Source organism: Pedobacter psychrotolerans (assembly GCF_004340665.1).
Classification (GTDB): domain Bacteria; phylum Bacteroidota; class Bacteroidia; order Sphingobacteriales; family Sphingobacteriaceae; genus Pedobacter; species Pedobacter psychrotolerans.
The window spans coordinates 284644-301337 of sequence record NZ_SLWO01000001.1; the positions used below are offsets into that span (position 1 = coordinate 284644).

General features: G+C 36.3%; 16 protein-coding genes. 14 read left to right on the forward strand and 2 right to left on the reverse strand.

Features of this window, described 5'->3' with window-relative positions:
• Position 1: 1 nt before the first annotated feature.
• On the reverse strand, positions 2 to 1186 hold the full coding sequence (locus EV200_RS01205) for a hypothetical protein (RefSeq protein WP_132529001.1): 1185 nt from the start codon (positions 1184 to 1186) through the stop codon (positions 2 to 4).
• A gap of 111 nt (positions 1187 to 1297) precedes the next feature.
• Here EV200_RS01205 and EV200_RS01210 point away from each other — a divergent pair, with 111 nt between their 5' ends.
• The 9 genes from EV200_RS01210 to gap all read left to right on the forward strand — a co-directional run bounded on the left by EV200_RS01210 (position 1298) and on the right by gap (position 7985).
• The gene (locus tag EV200_RS01210) at positions 1298 to 1948 is read left to right on the forward strand and encodes a LexA family transcriptional regulator (RefSeq protein ID WP_132529002.1); all 651 of its coding nucleotides are present in this window, start codon (positions 1298 to 1300) and stop codon (positions 1946 to 1948) included.
• A gap of 275 nt (positions 1949 to 2223) precedes the next feature.
• Positions 2224 to 3030 (forward strand): hypothetical protein, encoded by an 807-nt coding sequence (locus EV200_RS01215; RefSeq protein ID WP_132529003.1) that lies wholly within the window; start codon positions 2224 to 2226, stop codon positions 3028 to 3030.
• 1 nt (position 3031) lies between these two features.
• Entirely contained in the window at positions 3032 to 3415 is a 384-nt protein-coding gene (locus tag EV200_RS01220) for a hypothetical protein (RefSeq protein ID WP_132529004.1), read from the forward strand.
• A gap of 5 nt (positions 3416 to 3420) precedes the next feature.
• Positions 3421 to 3831 (forward strand): hypothetical protein, encoded by a 411-nt coding sequence (locus EV200_RS01225; RefSeq protein ID WP_132529005.1) that lies wholly within the window; start codon positions 3421 to 3423, stop codon positions 3829 to 3831.
• A 5-nt stretch (positions 3832 to 3836) separates the two neighbouring features.
• Entirely contained in the window at positions 3837 to 4247 is a 411-nt protein-coding gene (locus EV200_RS01230) for a hypothetical protein (RefSeq protein ID WP_132529006.1), read from the forward strand.
• A gap of 265 nt (positions 4248 to 4512) precedes the next feature.
• On the forward strand, positions 4513 to 4887 hold the full coding sequence (locus EV200_RS01235; protein ID WP_132529007.1) for a hypothetical protein: 375 nt from the start codon (positions 4513 to 4515) through the stop codon (positions 4885 to 4887).
• The gene (locus EV200_RS01240; protein ID WP_132529008.1) at positions 4856 to 5599 is read left to right on the forward strand and encodes a glycosyltransferase family 2 protein; all 744 of its coding nucleotides are present in this window, start codon (positions 4856 to 4858) and stop codon (positions 5597 to 5599) included. Before EV200_RS01235 ends, EV200_RS01240 begins: the two co-directional genes overlap by 32 nt.
• Before the next feature lie 224 nt (positions 5600 to 5823).
• The gene (locus tag EV200_RS01245) at positions 5824 to 6918 is read left to right on the forward strand and encodes an MraY family glycosyltransferase (RefSeq protein WP_132529009.1); all 1095 of its coding nucleotides are present in this window, start codon (positions 5824 to 5826) and stop codon (positions 6916 to 6918) included.
• Positions 6919 to 6986: 68 nt separating this feature from the next.
• Positions 6987 to 7985, forward strand: coding sequence for a type I glyceraldehyde-3-phosphate dehydrogenase (gap, locus tag EV200_RS01250; RefSeq protein ID WP_132529010.1), 999 nt, complete (start codon positions 6987 to 6989; stop codon positions 7983 to 7985).
• Between the two features lie 31 nt (positions 7986 to 8016).
• Here gap and EV200_RS01255 read toward each other — a convergent pair whose 3' ends face one another.
• The gene (locus tag EV200_RS01255; protein WP_132529011.1) at positions 8017 to 8751 is read right to left on the reverse strand and encodes an NUDIX hydrolase; all 735 of its coding nucleotides are present in this window, start codon (positions 8749 to 8751) and stop codon (positions 8017 to 8019) included.
• Between the two features lie 184 nt (positions 8752 to 8935).
• Here EV200_RS01255 and EV200_RS01260 point away from each other — a divergent pair, with 184 nt between their 5' ends.
• The 5 genes from EV200_RS01260 to EV200_RS01280 all read left to right on the forward strand — a co-directional run bounded on the left by EV200_RS01260 (position 8936) and on the right by EV200_RS01280 (position 16593).
• The gene (locus EV200_RS01260; RefSeq protein ID WP_132529012.1) at positions 8936 to 11173 is read left to right on the forward strand and encodes a TonB-dependent receptor; all 2238 of its coding nucleotides are present in this window, start codon (positions 8936 to 8938) and stop codon (positions 11171 to 11173) included.
• A gap of 171 nt (positions 11174 to 11344) precedes the next feature.
• Positions 11345 to 12232, forward strand: coding sequence for an alpha/beta hydrolase (locus EV200_RS01265; RefSeq protein ID WP_132529013.1), 888 nt, complete (start codon positions 11345 to 11347; stop codon positions 12230 to 12232).
• A gap of 21 nt (positions 12233 to 12253) precedes the next feature.
• On the forward strand, positions 12254 to 14707 hold the full coding sequence (locus EV200_RS01270; protein WP_132529014.1) for a glycoside hydrolase family 3 N-terminal domain-containing protein: 2454 nt from the start codon (positions 12254 to 12256) through the stop codon (positions 14705 to 14707).
• Between the two features lie 251 nt (positions 14708 to 14958).
• The gene (locus EV200_RS01275) at positions 14959 to 15390 is read left to right on the forward strand and encodes a GNAT family N-acetyltransferase (RefSeq protein ID WP_132529015.1); all 432 of its coding nucleotides are present in this window, start codon (positions 14959 to 14961) and stop codon (positions 15388 to 15390) included.
• Positions 15391 to 15399: 9 nt separating this feature from the next.
• The gene (locus EV200_RS01280; RefSeq protein WP_132529016.1) at positions 15400 to 16593 is read left to right on the forward strand and encodes a phosphoglycerate kinase; all 1194 of its coding nucleotides are present in this window, start codon (positions 15400 to 15402) and stop codon (positions 16591 to 16593) included.
• The last annotated feature ends 101 nt before the right edge of the window (positions 16594 to 16694 follow it).

Here is a 16694-nt window from a genome sequence, read left to right on the forward strand (position 1 = left end):
CTTATCGGTTTATAAATGTTTCATTGTGAAAATGTAAGTATAACTTGTCTTCATCAACCGCAACCAGTAATAAAGCAAGTTCCATGATTTTGATCAGTATTTCATATAAATCAAAGGCACTGCCTGTAGCTGGAGCAATATGGCCAGCTCTTGAACCACAATAACTCCATTCTTTTAAGTCTTCTCTGATGTTAGAAATGTTTTCAAGAGTGAGTAATGGGTGGAAAACGTCAAGGGGGCTGTCCTTTTCATCTTCCTGCAAAGTTAAAATGGCGTAAGGATCGTTCTTTTCCGGCGATGTATGGATGATGTTCTGCAGGGCAAGCCAACTGGAAAAAAGATGGGGTTGTGCTGAAGCTGAAGTAAGCGTTGAGGTCGGAATTTGATAGGTTGAAATAAGGTAACAAGCTTCCAGAAGCCGGGTCAGCTGGTCATGCAGGTATATAAAATCCGGTGGTGCCATAGTTAGGTTATTTGCTATAACCGCTTTAAACCATGCTTTGAGCTGATCGCGATAACTGCCCAGGCTTCCTTCTCTGAAAAACTGAATAATTTGATGATAAGGATTTTTTAGATATTCATTTCTTAGTAAGGTTGGGCAGGTATCCTGAAAGTGACCAATTTTTATCACTATGCATCGCTGCTCTAATGCCCTCAATAATCGTTCATAGATCAGCCAGCTGGCCTCAATTAACCTTTTGGTGTTGCGATAGAGCGAATAAATAGAGGAATCAAAACCATCTGTGATGCCTTGCTCCAATGAATGGCTGAGCCAGTCATAAAGCAAACTTTTATATGTAGCCAATTGCTGTTCTTCAAGAAAATTAAATACTTTAAGTGGTTGCATTAATTCGTCATCAGTTAAATGCCGGGTTTGATCACAATAGAGGTAACTGGTATAGCTGAGCATCTCTTCTGCTACGGTGGTGTGCTCAATAATTAAATTTTTAGCGGTTGATGTTTCTTCATTTAATGCAAATGAAACTTCATAAAATTCTACGAGGAGCTGATAAAAAAATAGCAGATCAGATGGTGCATATTTAGGATCATCGGGCTGCTCTGTCAACGTGAGTGCCAGCCACTCGTCCATAAAGAAAAGGTGGTTAGACATACTTTTAAGTTCAAAAAATTTTTCATAAAATAAAAAGGAGGGATGCAATTGCAAATTGGTTTCAATACTTTTCATGAGCTTAATTTTAATTTAAAATTTATTTACCTTGCGTGTTGCATAACAAAAATAATACTAAAATTAAGTAATACTAAATTTATTTAGCATAACTTATTAACATTTTTTCTCATGACTGAAATAGATCGTTTAAAATCGTTGATGGATATATTAAATTTTAGAACGCAAAGAGATTTTGCCCTTGCACTTAACATCAAAGACGGTTCACTGTCAGATATACTACGTGGTAGAGGTAGTAGGATTTCTGCATTTATTAAAGATCGGTTGGTGTACAAATTGAATGTAAATATTGAGTGGCTGGAGACTGGTGTTGGAGAACCGATAATGAAAATTGGGCCGGTTATATCAGAAGCTAAAGAAGGTGTGCCGTACTTTGATATTAGTTTATCAGATGCAGATACATTAATATTAATGGAAGAACAGGCCGAGTATTTTGTGAATTATAAACCTTTTAATGATTGTACGGCATATCTTCCGGTTTATGGAGATAGTATGTATCCGAGATATGCATCTGGTGAAATTATAGCTATTCGAGAGATAACAAATTTTGATGTATTGCAGTGGGGTGAAGCTTATGTTGTAATGACAGATGAAAAGGCAAACCACTTGCGAAGCATTAAGATGATTTATCAGCATGCTGATCAGAATAAGCTAATTTTACGTTCTTCTAATCCAAATTTTAAAGGTGATACCATCATCGACAAAAGCAACATTACGTCGCTATATATTATAAAAGGAAAAATAACCAGAAATTTGATTTAACCTCTATCCGCCTGTCGGCACCTTTCCCTTTGAAGGGAAAGGATTTGTAATAAGGATTTATTGAGCAATGCGTTAAGTGAATTATAGATTTACTAAATACAATATTGTAACTTTCCTATCTAGAATTAACTCAATTATATTCTTTTGCAAAGAAGTAATGTAATTTTTGGGCTATAACTAATAATTAGAATTTGTAAACAAATTTAGAATAATCATGTAAATTTTATTATTTACATGATTTATTTTTATGTTTATAATACTATAATCTAGTTGTGATGCCTACTGATTTAATCGATGAATTAAAATCCAATATTTCTTTGCTGCAAAACCAGCCTTTATCTGGTGGTATAGTAGCCAAAAACCTTCGCATTAGTGATAATGGTAGTGGTGAGTTAACGCTATATGGCGATTTCACCATCACCTTAAAAGTGCTTGATCTCACTACCAATGGTGCGCCCGATTTAAATAGCCTGATGACTTTTACCCAACAAGTGATTACCTCTAAATTAAGGGGCGGTGGGTATAAGAGTGGAATTAATTTTTTAAAGTATAACGCTGTAAAAAAGGCTTTCGATAAAGATAAAACTTGGACTTATTCCATCCGTTATAATTTTAACTTTAGCGTTAATGTGATTCAAATTAATATGTTGAATCAATTAAGAGGAAATGATTTTGTTTTGGCTGTAGTAGACAGTATTGGCCATCAGTTTACTGATCAATATGGCAAGCGCCATTACTCTGGTGGCCTTACAAATGGAAAGGGTGGCCCTGCCGTAATAACTTATGATATATGGAAAAAAAATAGATATTTAGGAGTTCATGAATTTTTTCATACGTTGGGTTTAGATGATATTGAAGATCATGGCAAAAAGGAAAGATTAATGTATCACCTAGATGATAATACAGGCCAATCTATTTCAGACACGGAAAGAGGTGATATGATGCACTTTATTATGGGAGATCTGAGGCGGATGTTAAAAGGCAATTATTCTAATGTTAGCAATAATACTATTCAGTTATTAAGAATTTTTATAAATAACAAAACTAATGGTTTCAAATATAATAAGGCTAAGTTTAGGTAGCATGCTGTTTTTACTTACAGCAGCTTGTGTAAATAAACCCTTATCCAATCAAAAAACGTTGGGTAAAGGAAAGATAGTTGATACTTGTAGGTATTATAGGTATGAAGCTGGTCAGATTATTTCTACTCTTGGTTGCAGAAACTGTCATCTTGCACCTGATCTTGAATTAAAGGATGACAGAGGCTGGCCTACATTTCGTGGCTTAGCCAATATGGATAGTTTAAAGCTTATTAAATATGTATTTAAAGAGGCACATAAAGGATGGTATAGTAAAACAGGAACATTTAAAGCGTCAAGAATGGACACTTTAAATGATTGCGAAATAAAAGGTGCAATTCAATATATTAAAGATGCTGGAAGAAGTATTGCTATACCTAGCCAATAATAGTTATGGTTTCAAATATAACAAAGCTAGGCTTAGGTAGTTTAATTCTTTTTTTTATATCTGCCTGTACAATAGAACCAAAAAAAAATAATTTAAATAAAAAAATAGCTGATACATGTAAATACAATGTTTATAATGCAGGTCGAATTGTTTCTAATTTAAGTTGTAAATTCTGTCATTTATCACCTGATTTAGCTATTAAAGATGATAAGGGCTGGCCTACTTTTCGTGGTTTAGCAAGAATGGATAGTTTAAAACTTATTGATTATACCTTTACTAAAAAACATAAAGGTTGGTTTAGTAAGAATGGTCCATATAAAAATGCAAAAATAGATACATTGAGCGATTGCGAAATAAGAAGTGTAATTCGATATATTAAGGATTTTGATCGTGATATTTCATTACCCAGCCAATAATAGTTATGGTTTTAAATATAATAAGGCTAAGTTTCGGTAGTTTTTTATTTTTATTCATTGTGGCATGTGTAAACAAACCGAAATCCAAAGATAATATTGTAAGTAATAAAAAGATACTTAAAGACTGCAGATATTATGCCTATGATGTTCATCAAATTGTTTCTAATCTGGGGTGTTATAATTGCCATATTTGGGCAAGTAAAAGATTAAATGAAATATCAACATTTGAGGAATTAGCTGAAATGGATAGCTTAAAACTGATCAATTATGCCTTTACTAAAAAACATAAAGGATGGTATAGTAAAACTGGATCGTTTAAAACTGCAAGAATGGACACTTTAACTGATTGTGAAATAAAAAATGTTATTCGTTATATAAAAGATGCTGGAAGAAATATCCCTATGCCTAGCCACTAATGATCACGGTTTCAAATATAATAAGGCTAAGTTTAGGTAGCATTCTACTTTTTATGTTTGTCGCCTGCATAAATGAGAACAAAATGTTATAGGTATGATTTCAAATATAATATAGCTATAGGTTACGTAGCATGATTCATTACATTCAAAAGTATTGTAAGAATAAGCTGATGTATAAAAACTAATAAATAATTAATTTAAGTATAATTAATATTTAAAAAACAAAATATTTCATTACATTCGGGTATGATTAATCCATTAGCTTATGAAAAAGTTATGCTTAATCATCCCTCTCTATCTCATCCCATTTTTCGTTTTTGCAGAATATGGTTGCCTGGTTCCCGGATACCCAGAGTTGCTTACTTATCAAAGCAATCCGCCAGGTGGAATATATTCAAATACACCGGGCGAGCTTTATCCTGCTGCTGATTGTAAATGGACTTTAGATCCTTCACATCCATCGGCTGGTTGTATCGGGCATGGTAAAGCAGGTACTAAAGGAACATATTATCAGGAATGCCCTGTTGATGATTTTACCCCGCTATTATTTATCTTTACGGCAGGAGTATCTTTTTTAACCATACGTAAAAAGCCTTTGCGAGTCAAACATGAAAATATCCATAATTACCGTAATTTATAACGGAGAGGCTTACTTAAAAGAGTGTATAGAATCAATCATAAGTCAATCTCATCAGGATATTGAGTATATTATTGTGGATGGCGTTTCTACGGATGGCACCCTTAAAATTGTGGAAGATTATCGGCATGCAATAACACACTTAGTTTCTGAACCCGATCGAGGATTATATGATGCCATTAACAAAGGCATTCTTCTGGCATCAGGAGATGTGGTTGGGATTTTAAATGCTGATGATATGCTTGCGGATGGAAATGTGATTGCACAGGTGGCAAAAGCTTTTACAGAACATGCTGAAATTAATGCCGTTTATGGTGATCTGAATTACATCAGGCCGGTGGGTAATCAAATTTTAAGGGCATGGAAATCTAAACAGGCAGATAAACTGGATATAGCAAAAGGGTGGATGCCGGCTCATCCTACACTCTACATTAAAAAGGATTTATTTGAAAAGTTTGGCAATTATGCGCTAGATATAGGAACGGCTGCAGATTATGATCTCATTTTAAGGTATTTCTTTGTACACCAGATAAAGGCTGTCTACTTATCCATACTCATGGTTAATATGAGAATGGGTGGGGTAAGTAATAAAAATCTATCCAGCTTAGCGCGAGCTTTCAAAAATGATTACAAAGCTTTAAAAAGAAATCGAATTCCAAATCCTATCAAAGTGTTGTTCTGGAAAAAGCTATCAAAGATTATACAATATTGGTAGTATTTATTTAATTGATCAGCAAGGGTTTACATTTCTCATTTCTCCATTCGTTTTTTGTTCAAATATTTGAAGGTTTTTTACGGTGAAACAAAGTTACCACAGTATTGATCTGGAATAACCATAAACATGTTTGAAAAAAGCTATGAGAATTATCAATTTAAAGAATAAAAAGAACAAAGAAAAACTACAATGATTGTTATCTTTGTTAAAATAGCTCCCCAGTTTTGTTTACACAATTTTTAGCAACTACTCCAGAAGTATTCTATGGTGCAATATTTTTATTGTCGCTACTACTTGTAATATTTAGTATTCCATCAATTATTCATGCTTCATTAAAATATAAGCTTTTTGATGTTAGCGATTTGCATCGTAAAAGTCATGCAGAAAATATATCAAGACTAGGTGGGTTATCAATCGTTTCTAGCTTTACCATCTGTACATTATTGTTTTCAGCATTCATTAGTTTTAAAGAAGCTAACTTTTTAATTGTTTCCTGTATTATTTTAGCAGGTTTAGGTTTAAAGGATGATGTTTATGGTACCAATACGAGTACCAAATTTTTGCTGCAATTAATTGTTGCCTCCATACTTGTTTTTTTTGGAGATTTCAGGCTTACCAGCTTGTACGGGGTGTTGGGGATTAATGAGATTAATTACTTGGGCGGAGGTGTGTTTTCTATTATTCTAATTATCTTTTTAAACAATGCTTTTAACCTGATTGATGGCATTGATGGTTTGGCCGGAACAATAGGCATTCTGGCTAGTTTGAGTTTTGGTGTATGCTTTGCTATTATGCATCAGTTGCCTTATGCCTTTATAGCTTTTGCACTAGCTGGTGCCATTGCTGGCTTTTTAAAGTACAACTGGTTTCCGGCTAAAATATTTATGGGCGATACAGGTGCGTTAATTATTGGTTTAACCACAGCTGCATTGGCAATTAAGTTTATAGAGCTGAATAAATTTACGGGGACCAATACACCCGCATTTTATTCTGCACCTGCCATTGCCGTTTCCATTTTAATAGTTCCAATTTTCGATTCTCTTCGCATTTTTACCGTTAGGATTTTAAAAAAACGATCGCCATTTCTCGGTGACCGGAACCATATCCACCATAGGCTTGAAGATTTAGGTTTCAAGCCTGATAAAATTGTAATGTTAACTGTAATTTTAAACTGTATTACCATGTTTTCCACCATATTCTTGCAACATATGGGCAGTTTTCTATTAATATTTCTTTTAATTGGAATCTGTATGATATTCAATTTGCTGATTTCGAGGCAGCTTACTAAACAGTCTCGCTTGCGAAGCGTAAATAAATGAAGGCTGAATTTACGATCAAGCTGTAATCTGGAAATAAACATTAATTTTGCGCTCTAAATTTTAATAAAATGAGGCTGGCAATTAATGGTTTCGGGAGAATAGGCAGAACTTTTTTACGCCTGGCATTGCTAGAAGGCTTTGAGGTAGTTGCCATTAACGATTTGGCAGATGCAAAAGCCATGGCTCATCTTTTTAAATACGATTCTGTACACGGTGTTTTTAATGGAGAAGTAGCTGCAAAACCAGATGCACTGGTTATTGGCAAACTTGCCATTCCCGTTTTTTCGATTAAAGAAGCTGATGAGCTTCCGTGGTCTGCCTTGAGGGTAGATCTGGTGATTGATTGTACTGGAAAAAATCTAACGATGGAGACCGCTGGCAAACACATTACGGCAGGAGCTAAACAAGTATTGATTTCAGCACCTGCTGCAGATGATATTCCGATGGTGGTATTAGGTGTTAATGAAAGCCAAATTGATTTAAAAAGTAAAATTATTTCCAATGCCAGCTGTACCACCAACAATATTGCACCAATGATTAAAATATTAAATGATCACTGGGGAGTAGAAGAAGGTTACATTACCACTATTCACTCCATGACTGGTGATCAGAACCTCCATGATTCCAATCACAAAGACCTTCGCCGGGCAAGAGCAGCGTCTTCTTCCATTATTCCTACCACTACAGGTGCAGCGAAAGCCATTACCCACATCTTTCCAGAGCTGGATGGCTGTTTAGGCGGCGCCGGAATAAGGGTTCCTGTTTTAAATGGTTCGTTAACTGATTTTACCTGTTTATTAAAAAAGAAAACAACCATTGCCGAAATTAATGCAGCATTTAAAACTGCTGCGGAAAATGAACTGGCAGGTGTGATTGAATATACTGAAGACCCGATTGTTTCTGTGGATATTATTAATAATCCCCATTCCTGCATTTTTGATTCACTTTTAACTTCTATAGTAGGGGATATGGTTAAAGTGGTTGGCTGGTACGATAATGAATTTGGTTACAGTTCACGCTTGGTAGATGTGGTTAAAAAAATTAATCAGGCGAACCAGTACAATTAATTTTCTGTAAAAAATTAAGGTGTTTTTTAAGCTACCAGTTTAAGCCACCTAATGCTTTTTTATATTTATCCTCATCAAATTTATACAAGTCGGGCGCTTTGTAGGCACCACCTCTCCGTTGCTCATCTAATTTTATAAGGATATCATAACGCATCATTTTGCGATAAAAATTTCCACGATTTAGCTTTTCTCCAAGAATAGCCTCGTATAAACCCTGTAACTCAGGAAGTGTAAATGCTTCCGGTAGTAAATTATAGCCAATTGGCTTATGGCTAATGTGCTCCCTTAAAGTACTTAGTGCCTTTTTTATGATGATTTCATGGTCCATTACCATATTAGGAATCGGGTGAACAGGCTTCCATTCACAACAGTCAGTAAAGTGATCTGGAATAGGATTAACCTGTGTCTGATCAACCAATGCATAATATCCAATGGTGATGAAGCGCTGCTTATGCCATAAATCATCCGGGTAATCCTTAAAATATCCTTCAGAACGGTTGAGATCACCAAATACCCCAAAATGATTCAGAAATATTTTATCAGCGCCACTTCTTTCATATAAAATTCTTTTGGCCGCATCATCAATTCCCTCATTTTTTTGTAAATATCCACCTGGCAAAATCCAGTTTTCTTCCTCTTTAATTTTAAGCAATAACACATTTAACTGGTTGTTCAGGAAGCCGAATACCACACTGTCTATTGAAATATGAGGGATTGAATTTTGCCATAACTCCGCACTTGCATCTTTAATATCCTGGTTGGTCATAGGTTTATTTTATGTGAATTAATGACTTCTAAAATTAATAATTTGTTTTTCTTAATTAAACATATTAATATTGCTTCATAATGAAGCAATGATAAATATGCTGATTTATGCTAACCAATGTCGCTTTCCTTCATTTTTTTGCTGAAAACTACTATAAAAATTACATACTTAATCCCAGTTGGCTATGAGCACCCTAAAGCGTACCTTTTTATTAATCCTATCTGTATGGAGCATTTCATCCTATGCACAGGAAAAAATAAGAAGAGATTCCATCCCCCAAAAGAAAATAGCAGAAAAAAAAGAAGAAGATAACCGAAATGTAATGCTAAATGCGGCAAATAATACCGGCCCCCGAGATGTAAATATTGGTTTGCCATCCACAGTTGGTGGCATTACCATTCAGGAAAATAACCTGCCTGTTGTTTACTTTTTTTGGCCCGAATTACCAAACAGAACTTGGCGCCAAAGTGTGAGCCTGCAAAAAACAGGTTTATTAAAAATAGGAGAATCAGTAATTACTACAGGAGATCTGGGTTTTGCGGTTAATTCCTATACAAAACTGGGTACACCGAAATTAGAAGTTGTAGGTAACTTATCAGGCAGCCATTATGGTTGGTTAAAAGGTGATGTAAACGTTTCGGGGCCAATATCAAATGGTTGGTCATATGTAGCTGGAATTTATCAAAACTATGATCCCAATTCTTTTGATGTTCAATTTTCCAATTATTCTGATAAAACACAAATTTATCGTGCTGGGTTAACGAAGCGATTCAAAAAAGATAAAGGAGAGATCAGTTTTCTATATAAATATGCCAATTCCATTTCATTAACCAATTATGCCGTGTTTAAATACAAAGAGAACGGACAGGTTGAGGAGCTGGATAATTTTAGAATTGGCAGGGATTCTTACATCATCAATGATGGGATTATGAAGTTTAAGGATATCCGTACAGGAGCATTTTCTTTTAAAAATGAAGGTGGAAATGATGCGGCATCAAGTTCACACAGTTTTGATGTGCTTGGAAATTACAAGCTTAAAAACGACTGGAAATTTAATTTCAGTACGCGTTTAAGATTTGCAAAAGCCACAACACTTACCAATATTCCTTTAGGCATTCTTCAGGCGGGATCAAACGATGGCTTTTCTTACGTAAACAACGGACAAGCGTATACCGGAAACGTAAATTCTATGCTGGGCTTGTCTACACCAAAAACGCCTACGCAAACTTTTCTTTCAAGATTTGAATTGACAAAAAAAGTAAATAACCACAATCTAAGGGTGGGTTTAACCGAATATTATTATAATGTGGATCAATATACTTCTAGCCGGTCCTTCTATTATCAAACCGTTTCGGCCAATCCGGAAAAGCTGGTGCGAAATACACCAGGCGGAACTTCAAACACGGATGCCGATGGCTTTTACAATTATAATGTTGGCGGAGAATATCATGATGGTTATGAAAATAAATTGTCTACCTATTTTTCAGACAACTGGAGTATTTCAGATAAATTCTCCCTTAACTATGGCATTAATTTAAGATACCAGAAATTAAGTGGAAATTATTACCAAACACCACGTACTGCAGGCTTTGTCTTCGATCCTACGCAAACAAGCCCAATTGATAACAACTGGTTCCATTTAGGTGGATCAGTAAATGCCGTTTACAAAATTACCAATAGGCTTGGCTTACTTGCTGATTTTACCTATGCGGAGAATAACGGTCGATTGGAAAGCTATTCAGGTGCGGTGGTGCCAAACATGTCTAAAACTAAAAGTCCGCTTGGTGCTTTTGGTATCTACTATAATCACGATAAATTTAGTGTCGTTTCTCAGGCCACTTATTTAACCAGAAACAATTACTTCTCTCGTTTAAACCTGGTGAACCCTGGCAATGCCAGTGAATCGCAGGTGGCTACAGTCAACTATGACATTCAAACATTGGGTTGGACTACCGATATCGTAGCCAATCCGTTTAAAGGATTCAATATCCACTATCTAGTTACTTTTCAAAATCCAATTTATAAAAACTACAACTTCACCGCCTTTGGAAATAACTACTCATATGATAATAAAAACGTATTGGAAATTTCTAAAGTGTTAATGGAGATTGATCCAAGTTATACCTACAAAGATTTTAAAGTTTGGGCCAGTTTCCGCTATTTCAGCAAGCAATTTGCTAACTTAACCAATGCACTTTATTTTGCTGCCCGATGGGAAACTTTTGGTGGCATAAACTATAAGGTGAACAAACATTTCGATTTCGGTGTAACTGCGGTTAACTTCTTAAACCAGACTGGTGCAAAAGGTACCATCAATGGCGCAGAGTTAATTACAGACGCATCTGCTTATTATAACCAAATTTTAGTAGGTTCTTATATCCGTCCGTTTACCGTTGAGGCCTCATTAAATTTCAGATTCTAACTAAATGAAGAAAATTACAGTAATTCTGTCTATGGTCCTGTTGGCGAACTTTTCGTTATGTGCGCAACAGTTCTCCATCGTTAAAAATAACCGTGGTTCCACGCTTGGCTATTCTGACAGTTAGGCTATTAAAACATTTACGGTTTAAGATTAAATAATAAAATAAATTATATGAAAAATAAAATTCCCTTATTACTATTTACTGCACTTAGCTTTTCTTTTTCAGTTAAAGCACAGGAAGCAATTAAACTATACAATGGCAAAGCACCAGGATCTGAAAACTGGAAGCAGAAAGAAGCACAGGTCTATTCCGAACTCTTTAAAACAGAAGTGGTTTACAATGTAACAGAGCCATCTGTTATAGTTTACAAGGTGCCCGAGGGTGTGAAAAATACAGGTACAGCCGTCATAATTGCTCCTGGTGGTGGATTTCAGAGTTTATCTATTAATAGAGAAGGAATAGATTTAGCCAAGCGACTAAGTGAAAAGGGAATTACCGCATTAGTATTGAAATATCGTTTACTCAAAACCATTTCGAATGATCCAGCAAAGGAAATGATGGATAAGCTGAAAGACCGTGCAGCTTTTGAAAAAAGTACCGTACCATTGGTTGAAATGGCAGCACAGGATGGAAAGAAAGCTCTTCAATATGTTTATGAAAATGCGGCTAAACTAGGCGTAAAAATCAATCAGATTGGCATCATCGGTTTTTCTGCGGGCAGTACGGTCGCCATGCAAACCGTATTGAATAATAACAGCAACTTTATTCCAAATTTTGCAGCGTCTATTTATGGAGGTGTTTCCGCAGAACTCTTGCAAAAGCCCTTACCTAAACTCAATACTCCTTTATTTGTGTGTGCCGCAACAGATGATCAGCTAAAACTGGCACCAAGAAGTATTCAGTTGTATAACAAATGGCTTGAAGGTGGTTACCCGGTAGAGTTGCACATGTATGAAAAAGGCGGTCATGGCTTTGGAATGGGCAAACAAAACCTACCAGTAGATAGCTGGGCTGATCGGTTTGAAGACTGGTTAAAATATCACAAATTATTAAACTAATTATAGCCAAATATATAAAACATGAAAAAGCATCACGTAAATCAGACTTTAAAGCTATCGCTGATGGCAGCATTGGTATTTTCAAATATCTCCTGGAAAAATGCACCCTCAAAAGGCACAGAAAAATTCCCAAAAATTTCCATTAACGGTTTTACTTTCGAAGATTTAAACCGAAATGGCAAGTTAGATAAATATGAAGATTACCGCTTGCCAATTAGTGAGCGCATTGATGATCTGATCAGCAAAATGACTGATGAGGAAAAAGCATCAATGTTAATGGGAACCGGAATGCCAGGTTTTGATGGTTTAACGCCAGTAGTGGGTGCAATAGAAGGTCGGGTTCCTGGAGCGGCTGGTGGAACTTATGCCATCAAACGTTTAGGGATTCCGGAAATTATTGTGGCCGATGGTCCTGCCGGATTGCGCATCAAACCCATCCGCGATAACAATAAAAATACCTATTACTGTACAGCTTTTCCGGTGGGAACTGCGCTTGCCTCAACCTGGAACCCAGAATTAATCCAGAGCGTTGGTAAAGCCATGGGCAATGAAGTGAAAGAATATGGGGTTGATGTGCTTTTGGCTCCAGCCTTAAACATCCACAGAAACCCTTTGAACGGGCGCAATTTTGAATACTATTCAGAAGATCCGCTTATTTCGGGTAAAATAGCTGCGGCTATGGTAAATGGAATCCAATCAAACGGTGTAGGTACTTCCATTAAACATTTTGCAGCCAATAACCAGGAAACGAATCGCCTTTCGATTAATGAGCACATCACCGAAAGAACCATGCGAGAGCTTTACTTAAAAGGCTTTGAAATCGCGGTAAAGGAATCTAATCCATGGACAGTGATGTCATCCTACAACCTGATCAATGGAACTTATACTTCAGCAAGAAAAGATTTGTTAACTGATATCTTGCGCGATGAATGGGGCTTTAAAGGGATTGTAATGACCGATTGGTTTGGTGGTTATGCTGGATTCAGTGCGTTACAAGGTGGAACCAGTAATGTGGTGGAACAGCTTGATGCAGGAAACGATTTATTAATGCCCGGACTTCCTGCACAAAAAAAGGCCATTTTAGAAAACATGAAAAATGGCAAGCTTTCAAAAGCGGTGGTAGATACCAACATTAAAAGAATTTTGGAACTGGTTTTTAAATCGCCAACCATGGCGAAGTATAAATATACTGATAAGCCAAACTTAAAGGCCAATGCCGAAGTAACCCGAAATGCAGCTGCTGAAGGAATGATCTTGCTTAAAAACGAGCATAATTTATTGCCCTACCAAACCAAAGAAAAGGCCATTTCAGCATTTGGCGTAACCTCATACGATTTTATTGCAGGCGGAACCGGAAGTGGAGATGTAAATGAAGCTTATACCGTTTCCTTAATTGAAGGGTTGGAAAAAGGAGGGTATCAATTGGATGCAGAACTTAAAACCATGTACACGCCATTTGCAGCAAAAGAAAAGGCAGCAGAACTGGAAAGCCGTAAAAAACGCGGAATCCTGGCATTGCCACAAAGATTACCTGAGCTAGATTTGAGTAAAGAATTGATTGCGAAAAAAGCAGCCTCAACTGAATTGGCTGTTATTACCATCGGAAGAAATTCAGGTGAAGGAGGCGACAGAACGGTAGATAACGATTTTAATTTAGCAGCAGACGAGGTAAGCCTGATCGATAACGTAACCGAAGCTTTCCATGCAAAAGGCAAAAAGGTAGTAGTGATTTTAAATATTGGTGGCGTAATTGAAACTGCTAGCTGGAAAGATAAAGTGGATGCGATCTTATTATCTTGGCAGCCAGGTCAGGAAGGTGGAAACTCTGTAACCGATATTTTTAGTGGAAAAGTAACGCCTTCTGGAAAATTAACCATGACCTTCCCGGTGAAGTATGAAGATACTCCATCGGCTAAAAACTGGTTAGGTACACCAGCTTCCAATCCGGAAAACGTAACCTATGCAGAAGGCATTTATGTTGGCTACCGCTATTTTAATACCTTCAAAGTGAAACCATCTTTTGAGTTTGGTTACGGATTATCTTATACCACTTTCGAATATTCCGATCTAAAATTGAGTAGCAAAACTTTTAATGGAAAGTTGACGGCTTCAGTTACGGTAAAAAACACTGGGAAGGTTGCAGGGAAGGAAATTGTACAACTCTATCTTTCAGCACCGTATCAAAATATCGATAAACCTGTAGCGGAATTAAAAGCTTTTGCTAAAACAAAGTTGTTAAAATCAGGTCAGTCAGAAACGGTACAATTAACGTTATCGCCAAAAGATCTGGCTTCGTTTATGGAAAGCAGAAGTGCATGGGTAGCCGAAGCAGGAACCTATAAAGTGTCAATTGGTGCTTCATCATTAGCCATAAAACAATCTGCAGAATTTTCTTTAGCTAAAGAACTGGAAGTAGAAAAAGTACATAAAGCTTTTGCCCTAACCACTCCGGTTAATGAGCTTAAAAGTAAATAAATTTTAAAGGCAGCCATAAAATTCTATAGATTGGGTTTTATGGCTGCTTTTTATCATTTGAGTTGTCCCGCCTTATACTCTTTGCATTTCTAATTGCAACCATAATGGCTTTCTGCTGAAAAGCAACTATCAAAATTCTTACCTCAATTTTTAATCAGGTTTCAAATGCTTTGCTAACTTTGCCAAGGCTCTTGAAAAACATCCTTGTATCTGCCTTGTTGTTAGATACACAACTTTTGATAAAGTAATATATGGTTAAATTCATTCTTCCTGAAGAAGTTCTTCCACTCAGAAGCCTGATGTTAAGAAACGGTAAGCCATTGAATGAATGTGTTTTCGATGGAGATAAAGCCTACGATACCTTCCATCTCGGTTATGTGGAAGATGATCAAATCCTATCTATAGCTACTTTTATGCGTAACGATTTTTTTCCTGAAGATGGAGAAGGTTATCAACTTCGCGGAATGGCTACCCATCCTGATTATGGTGGCCGAGGCTATGGAGCAGCACTAATCAATTTTGCAATCGAATATTTAAAGGAGTACAAAACAGATTACCTTTGGTGCAATGCAAGGTCTGCTGCTGCGCCTTTCTATAAAAAAATAGGGTTTATCAATGAATCACCTGAATTTGATATTCCAGGTATTGGTATTCACTACGAAATGAGACTAAAACTAAAATAATATATAAACATGAAAACAATCGATCAGTTAAATTTTAAAGATAAAAAAGCGCTTATCAGGGTAGATTTTAATGTGCCTCTGGATGATGAATTTAAAATTACCGATGATAAAAGAATGCGTGCGGCATTGCCAACCATCACAAAAATTTTAAATGATGGCGGCTCTGTAGTGTTAATGTCTCACTTGGGCAGACCAAAAGATGGTCCGACTGATAAATATTCTTTAAAACATATTCTGGGCGATTTATCCCGCATGCTTGATCTGGAAGTAAAATTTGCTGCTGACTGTATTGGTGAAGATGCTGTTAACCAGGCAAAAAATCTTTTCCCGGGTGAAGTCCTTTTATTAGAGAACTTACGTTTTTACAAGGAAGAAGAAAAAGGCGATGTAGCTTTCGCAGAAAAATTATCTAAACTTGGTAATGTTTATGTGAACGATGCATTTGGTACAGCCCACCGTGCACACGCTTCTACTTCAATTATTGCACAGTTTTTCCCTGATGCAAAATACTTCGGTTATTTAATGGCTTCTGAAGTGGAAAACGCAGAAAAAATCTTAAACCATGCAGAACGTCCGTTCACTGCAATTATGGGTGGCGCGAAGGTTTCCGACAAAATCTTATTAATCGAAAAATTATTAGATAAAGTAGATAACCTGATCATCGGTGGTGGTATGGCTTATACTTTTGCTAAGGCACAAGGTGGCGAAATTGGTACTTCGCTTTTGGAAGCTGATAAACAAGAACTTTCATTAGAATTAATCGAAAAAGCAAAAGCTAAGGGTGTAAATTTAATTTTGCCTGTTGATACGGTAATTGCTGATAAATTTGCCAATGATGCAGATAAAAAAGATGTAGATTCAGGTCAGATTCCTGCTGATTGGATGGGATTAGATATTGGTCCGAAATCTGTTGCTTTATTTCAGGAAGTAATTAAAAATTCAAAAACTTTATTGTGGAATGGTCCGATGGGTGTTTTCGAAATGGAAAATTTTCAGGCAGGTACCAAAGCTGTAGCTGATGCTGTAGTGGCCGCTACGACTGATAACGGTGCGTTTTCATTAATTGGTGGTGGTGATTCTGCGGCTGCAATTGCTAAATTCGGTATGGAAGATAAGGTTAGCTACGTATCTACCGGTGGTGGTGCTTTATTAGAATATATGGAAGGTAAAGAATTACCAGGCGTTAAAGCAATTAACGGGTAATCACTTCGTCATCGGATGAATAATAGGCAACATGCTGATGTTCATCCGATGACTATTTCATAAATAAATAATGGGCGGCCTGCTCATTTCATTTTCAGTCA

What these genes read in the sequence shown, in the direction of transcription:
- EV200_RS01205 (WP_132529001.1), bottom strand. Translation starts at nt 1,186, where the DNA reads ATGAAAAGTATTGAAACCAATTTGCAATTGCATCCCTCCTTTTTATTT.
- EV200_RS01210 (WP_132529002.1), top strand. Translation starts at nt 1,298, where the DNA reads ATGACTGAAATAGATCGTTTAAAATCGTTGATGGATATATTAAATTTT.
- EV200_RS01215 (WP_132529003.1), top strand. Translation starts at nt 2,224, where the DNA reads ATGCCTACTGATTTAATCGATGAATTAAAATCCAATATTTCTTTGCTG.
- EV200_RS01220 (WP_132529004.1), top strand. Translation starts at nt 3,032, where the DNA reads ATGCTGTTTTTACTTACAGCAGCTTGTGTAAATAAACCCTTATCCAAT.
- EV200_RS01225 (WP_132529005.1), top strand. Translation starts at nt 3,421, where the DNA reads ATGGTTTCAAATATAACAAAGCTAGGCTTAGGTAGTTTAATTCTTTTT.
- EV200_RS01230 (WP_132529006.1), top strand. Translation starts at nt 3,837, where the DNA reads ATGGTTTTAAATATAATAAGGCTAAGTTTCGGTAGTTTTTTATTTTTA.
- EV200_RS01235 (WP_132529007.1), top strand. Translation starts at nt 4,513, where the DNA reads ATGAAAAAGTTATGCTTAATCATCCCTCTCTATCTCATCCCATTTTTC.
- EV200_RS01240 (WP_132529008.1), top strand. Translation starts at nt 4,856, where the DNA reads ATGAAAATATCCATAATTACCGTAATTTATAACGGAGAGGCTTACTTA.
- gap (WP_132529010.1), top strand. Translation starts at nt 6,987, where the DNA reads ATGAGGCTGGCAATTAATGGTTTCGGGAGAATAGGCAGAACTTTTTTA.
- EV200_RS01255 (WP_132529011.1), bottom strand. Translation starts at nt 8,751, where the DNA reads ATGACCAACCAGGATATTAAAGATGCAAGTGCGGAGTTATGGCAAAAT.
- EV200_RS01260 (WP_132529012.1), top strand. Translation starts at nt 8,936, where the DNA reads ATGAGCACCCTAAAGCGTACCTTTTTATTAATCCTATCTGTATGGAGC.
- EV200_RS01265 (WP_132529013.1), top strand. Translation starts at nt 11,345, where the DNA reads ATGAAAAATAAAATTCCCTTATTACTATTTACTGCACTTAGCTTTTCT.
- EV200_RS01270 (WP_132529014.1), top strand. Translation starts at nt 12,254, where the DNA reads ATGAAAAAGCATCACGTAAATCAGACTTTAAAGCTATCGCTGATGGCA.
- EV200_RS01275 (WP_132529015.1), top strand. Translation starts at nt 14,959, where the DNA reads ATGGTTAAATTCATTCTTCCTGAAGAAGTTCTTCCACTCAGAAGCCTG.
- EV200_RS01280 (WP_132529016.1), top strand. Translation starts at nt 15,400, where the DNA reads ATGAAAACAATCGATCAGTTAAATTTTAAAGATAAAAAAGCGCTTATC.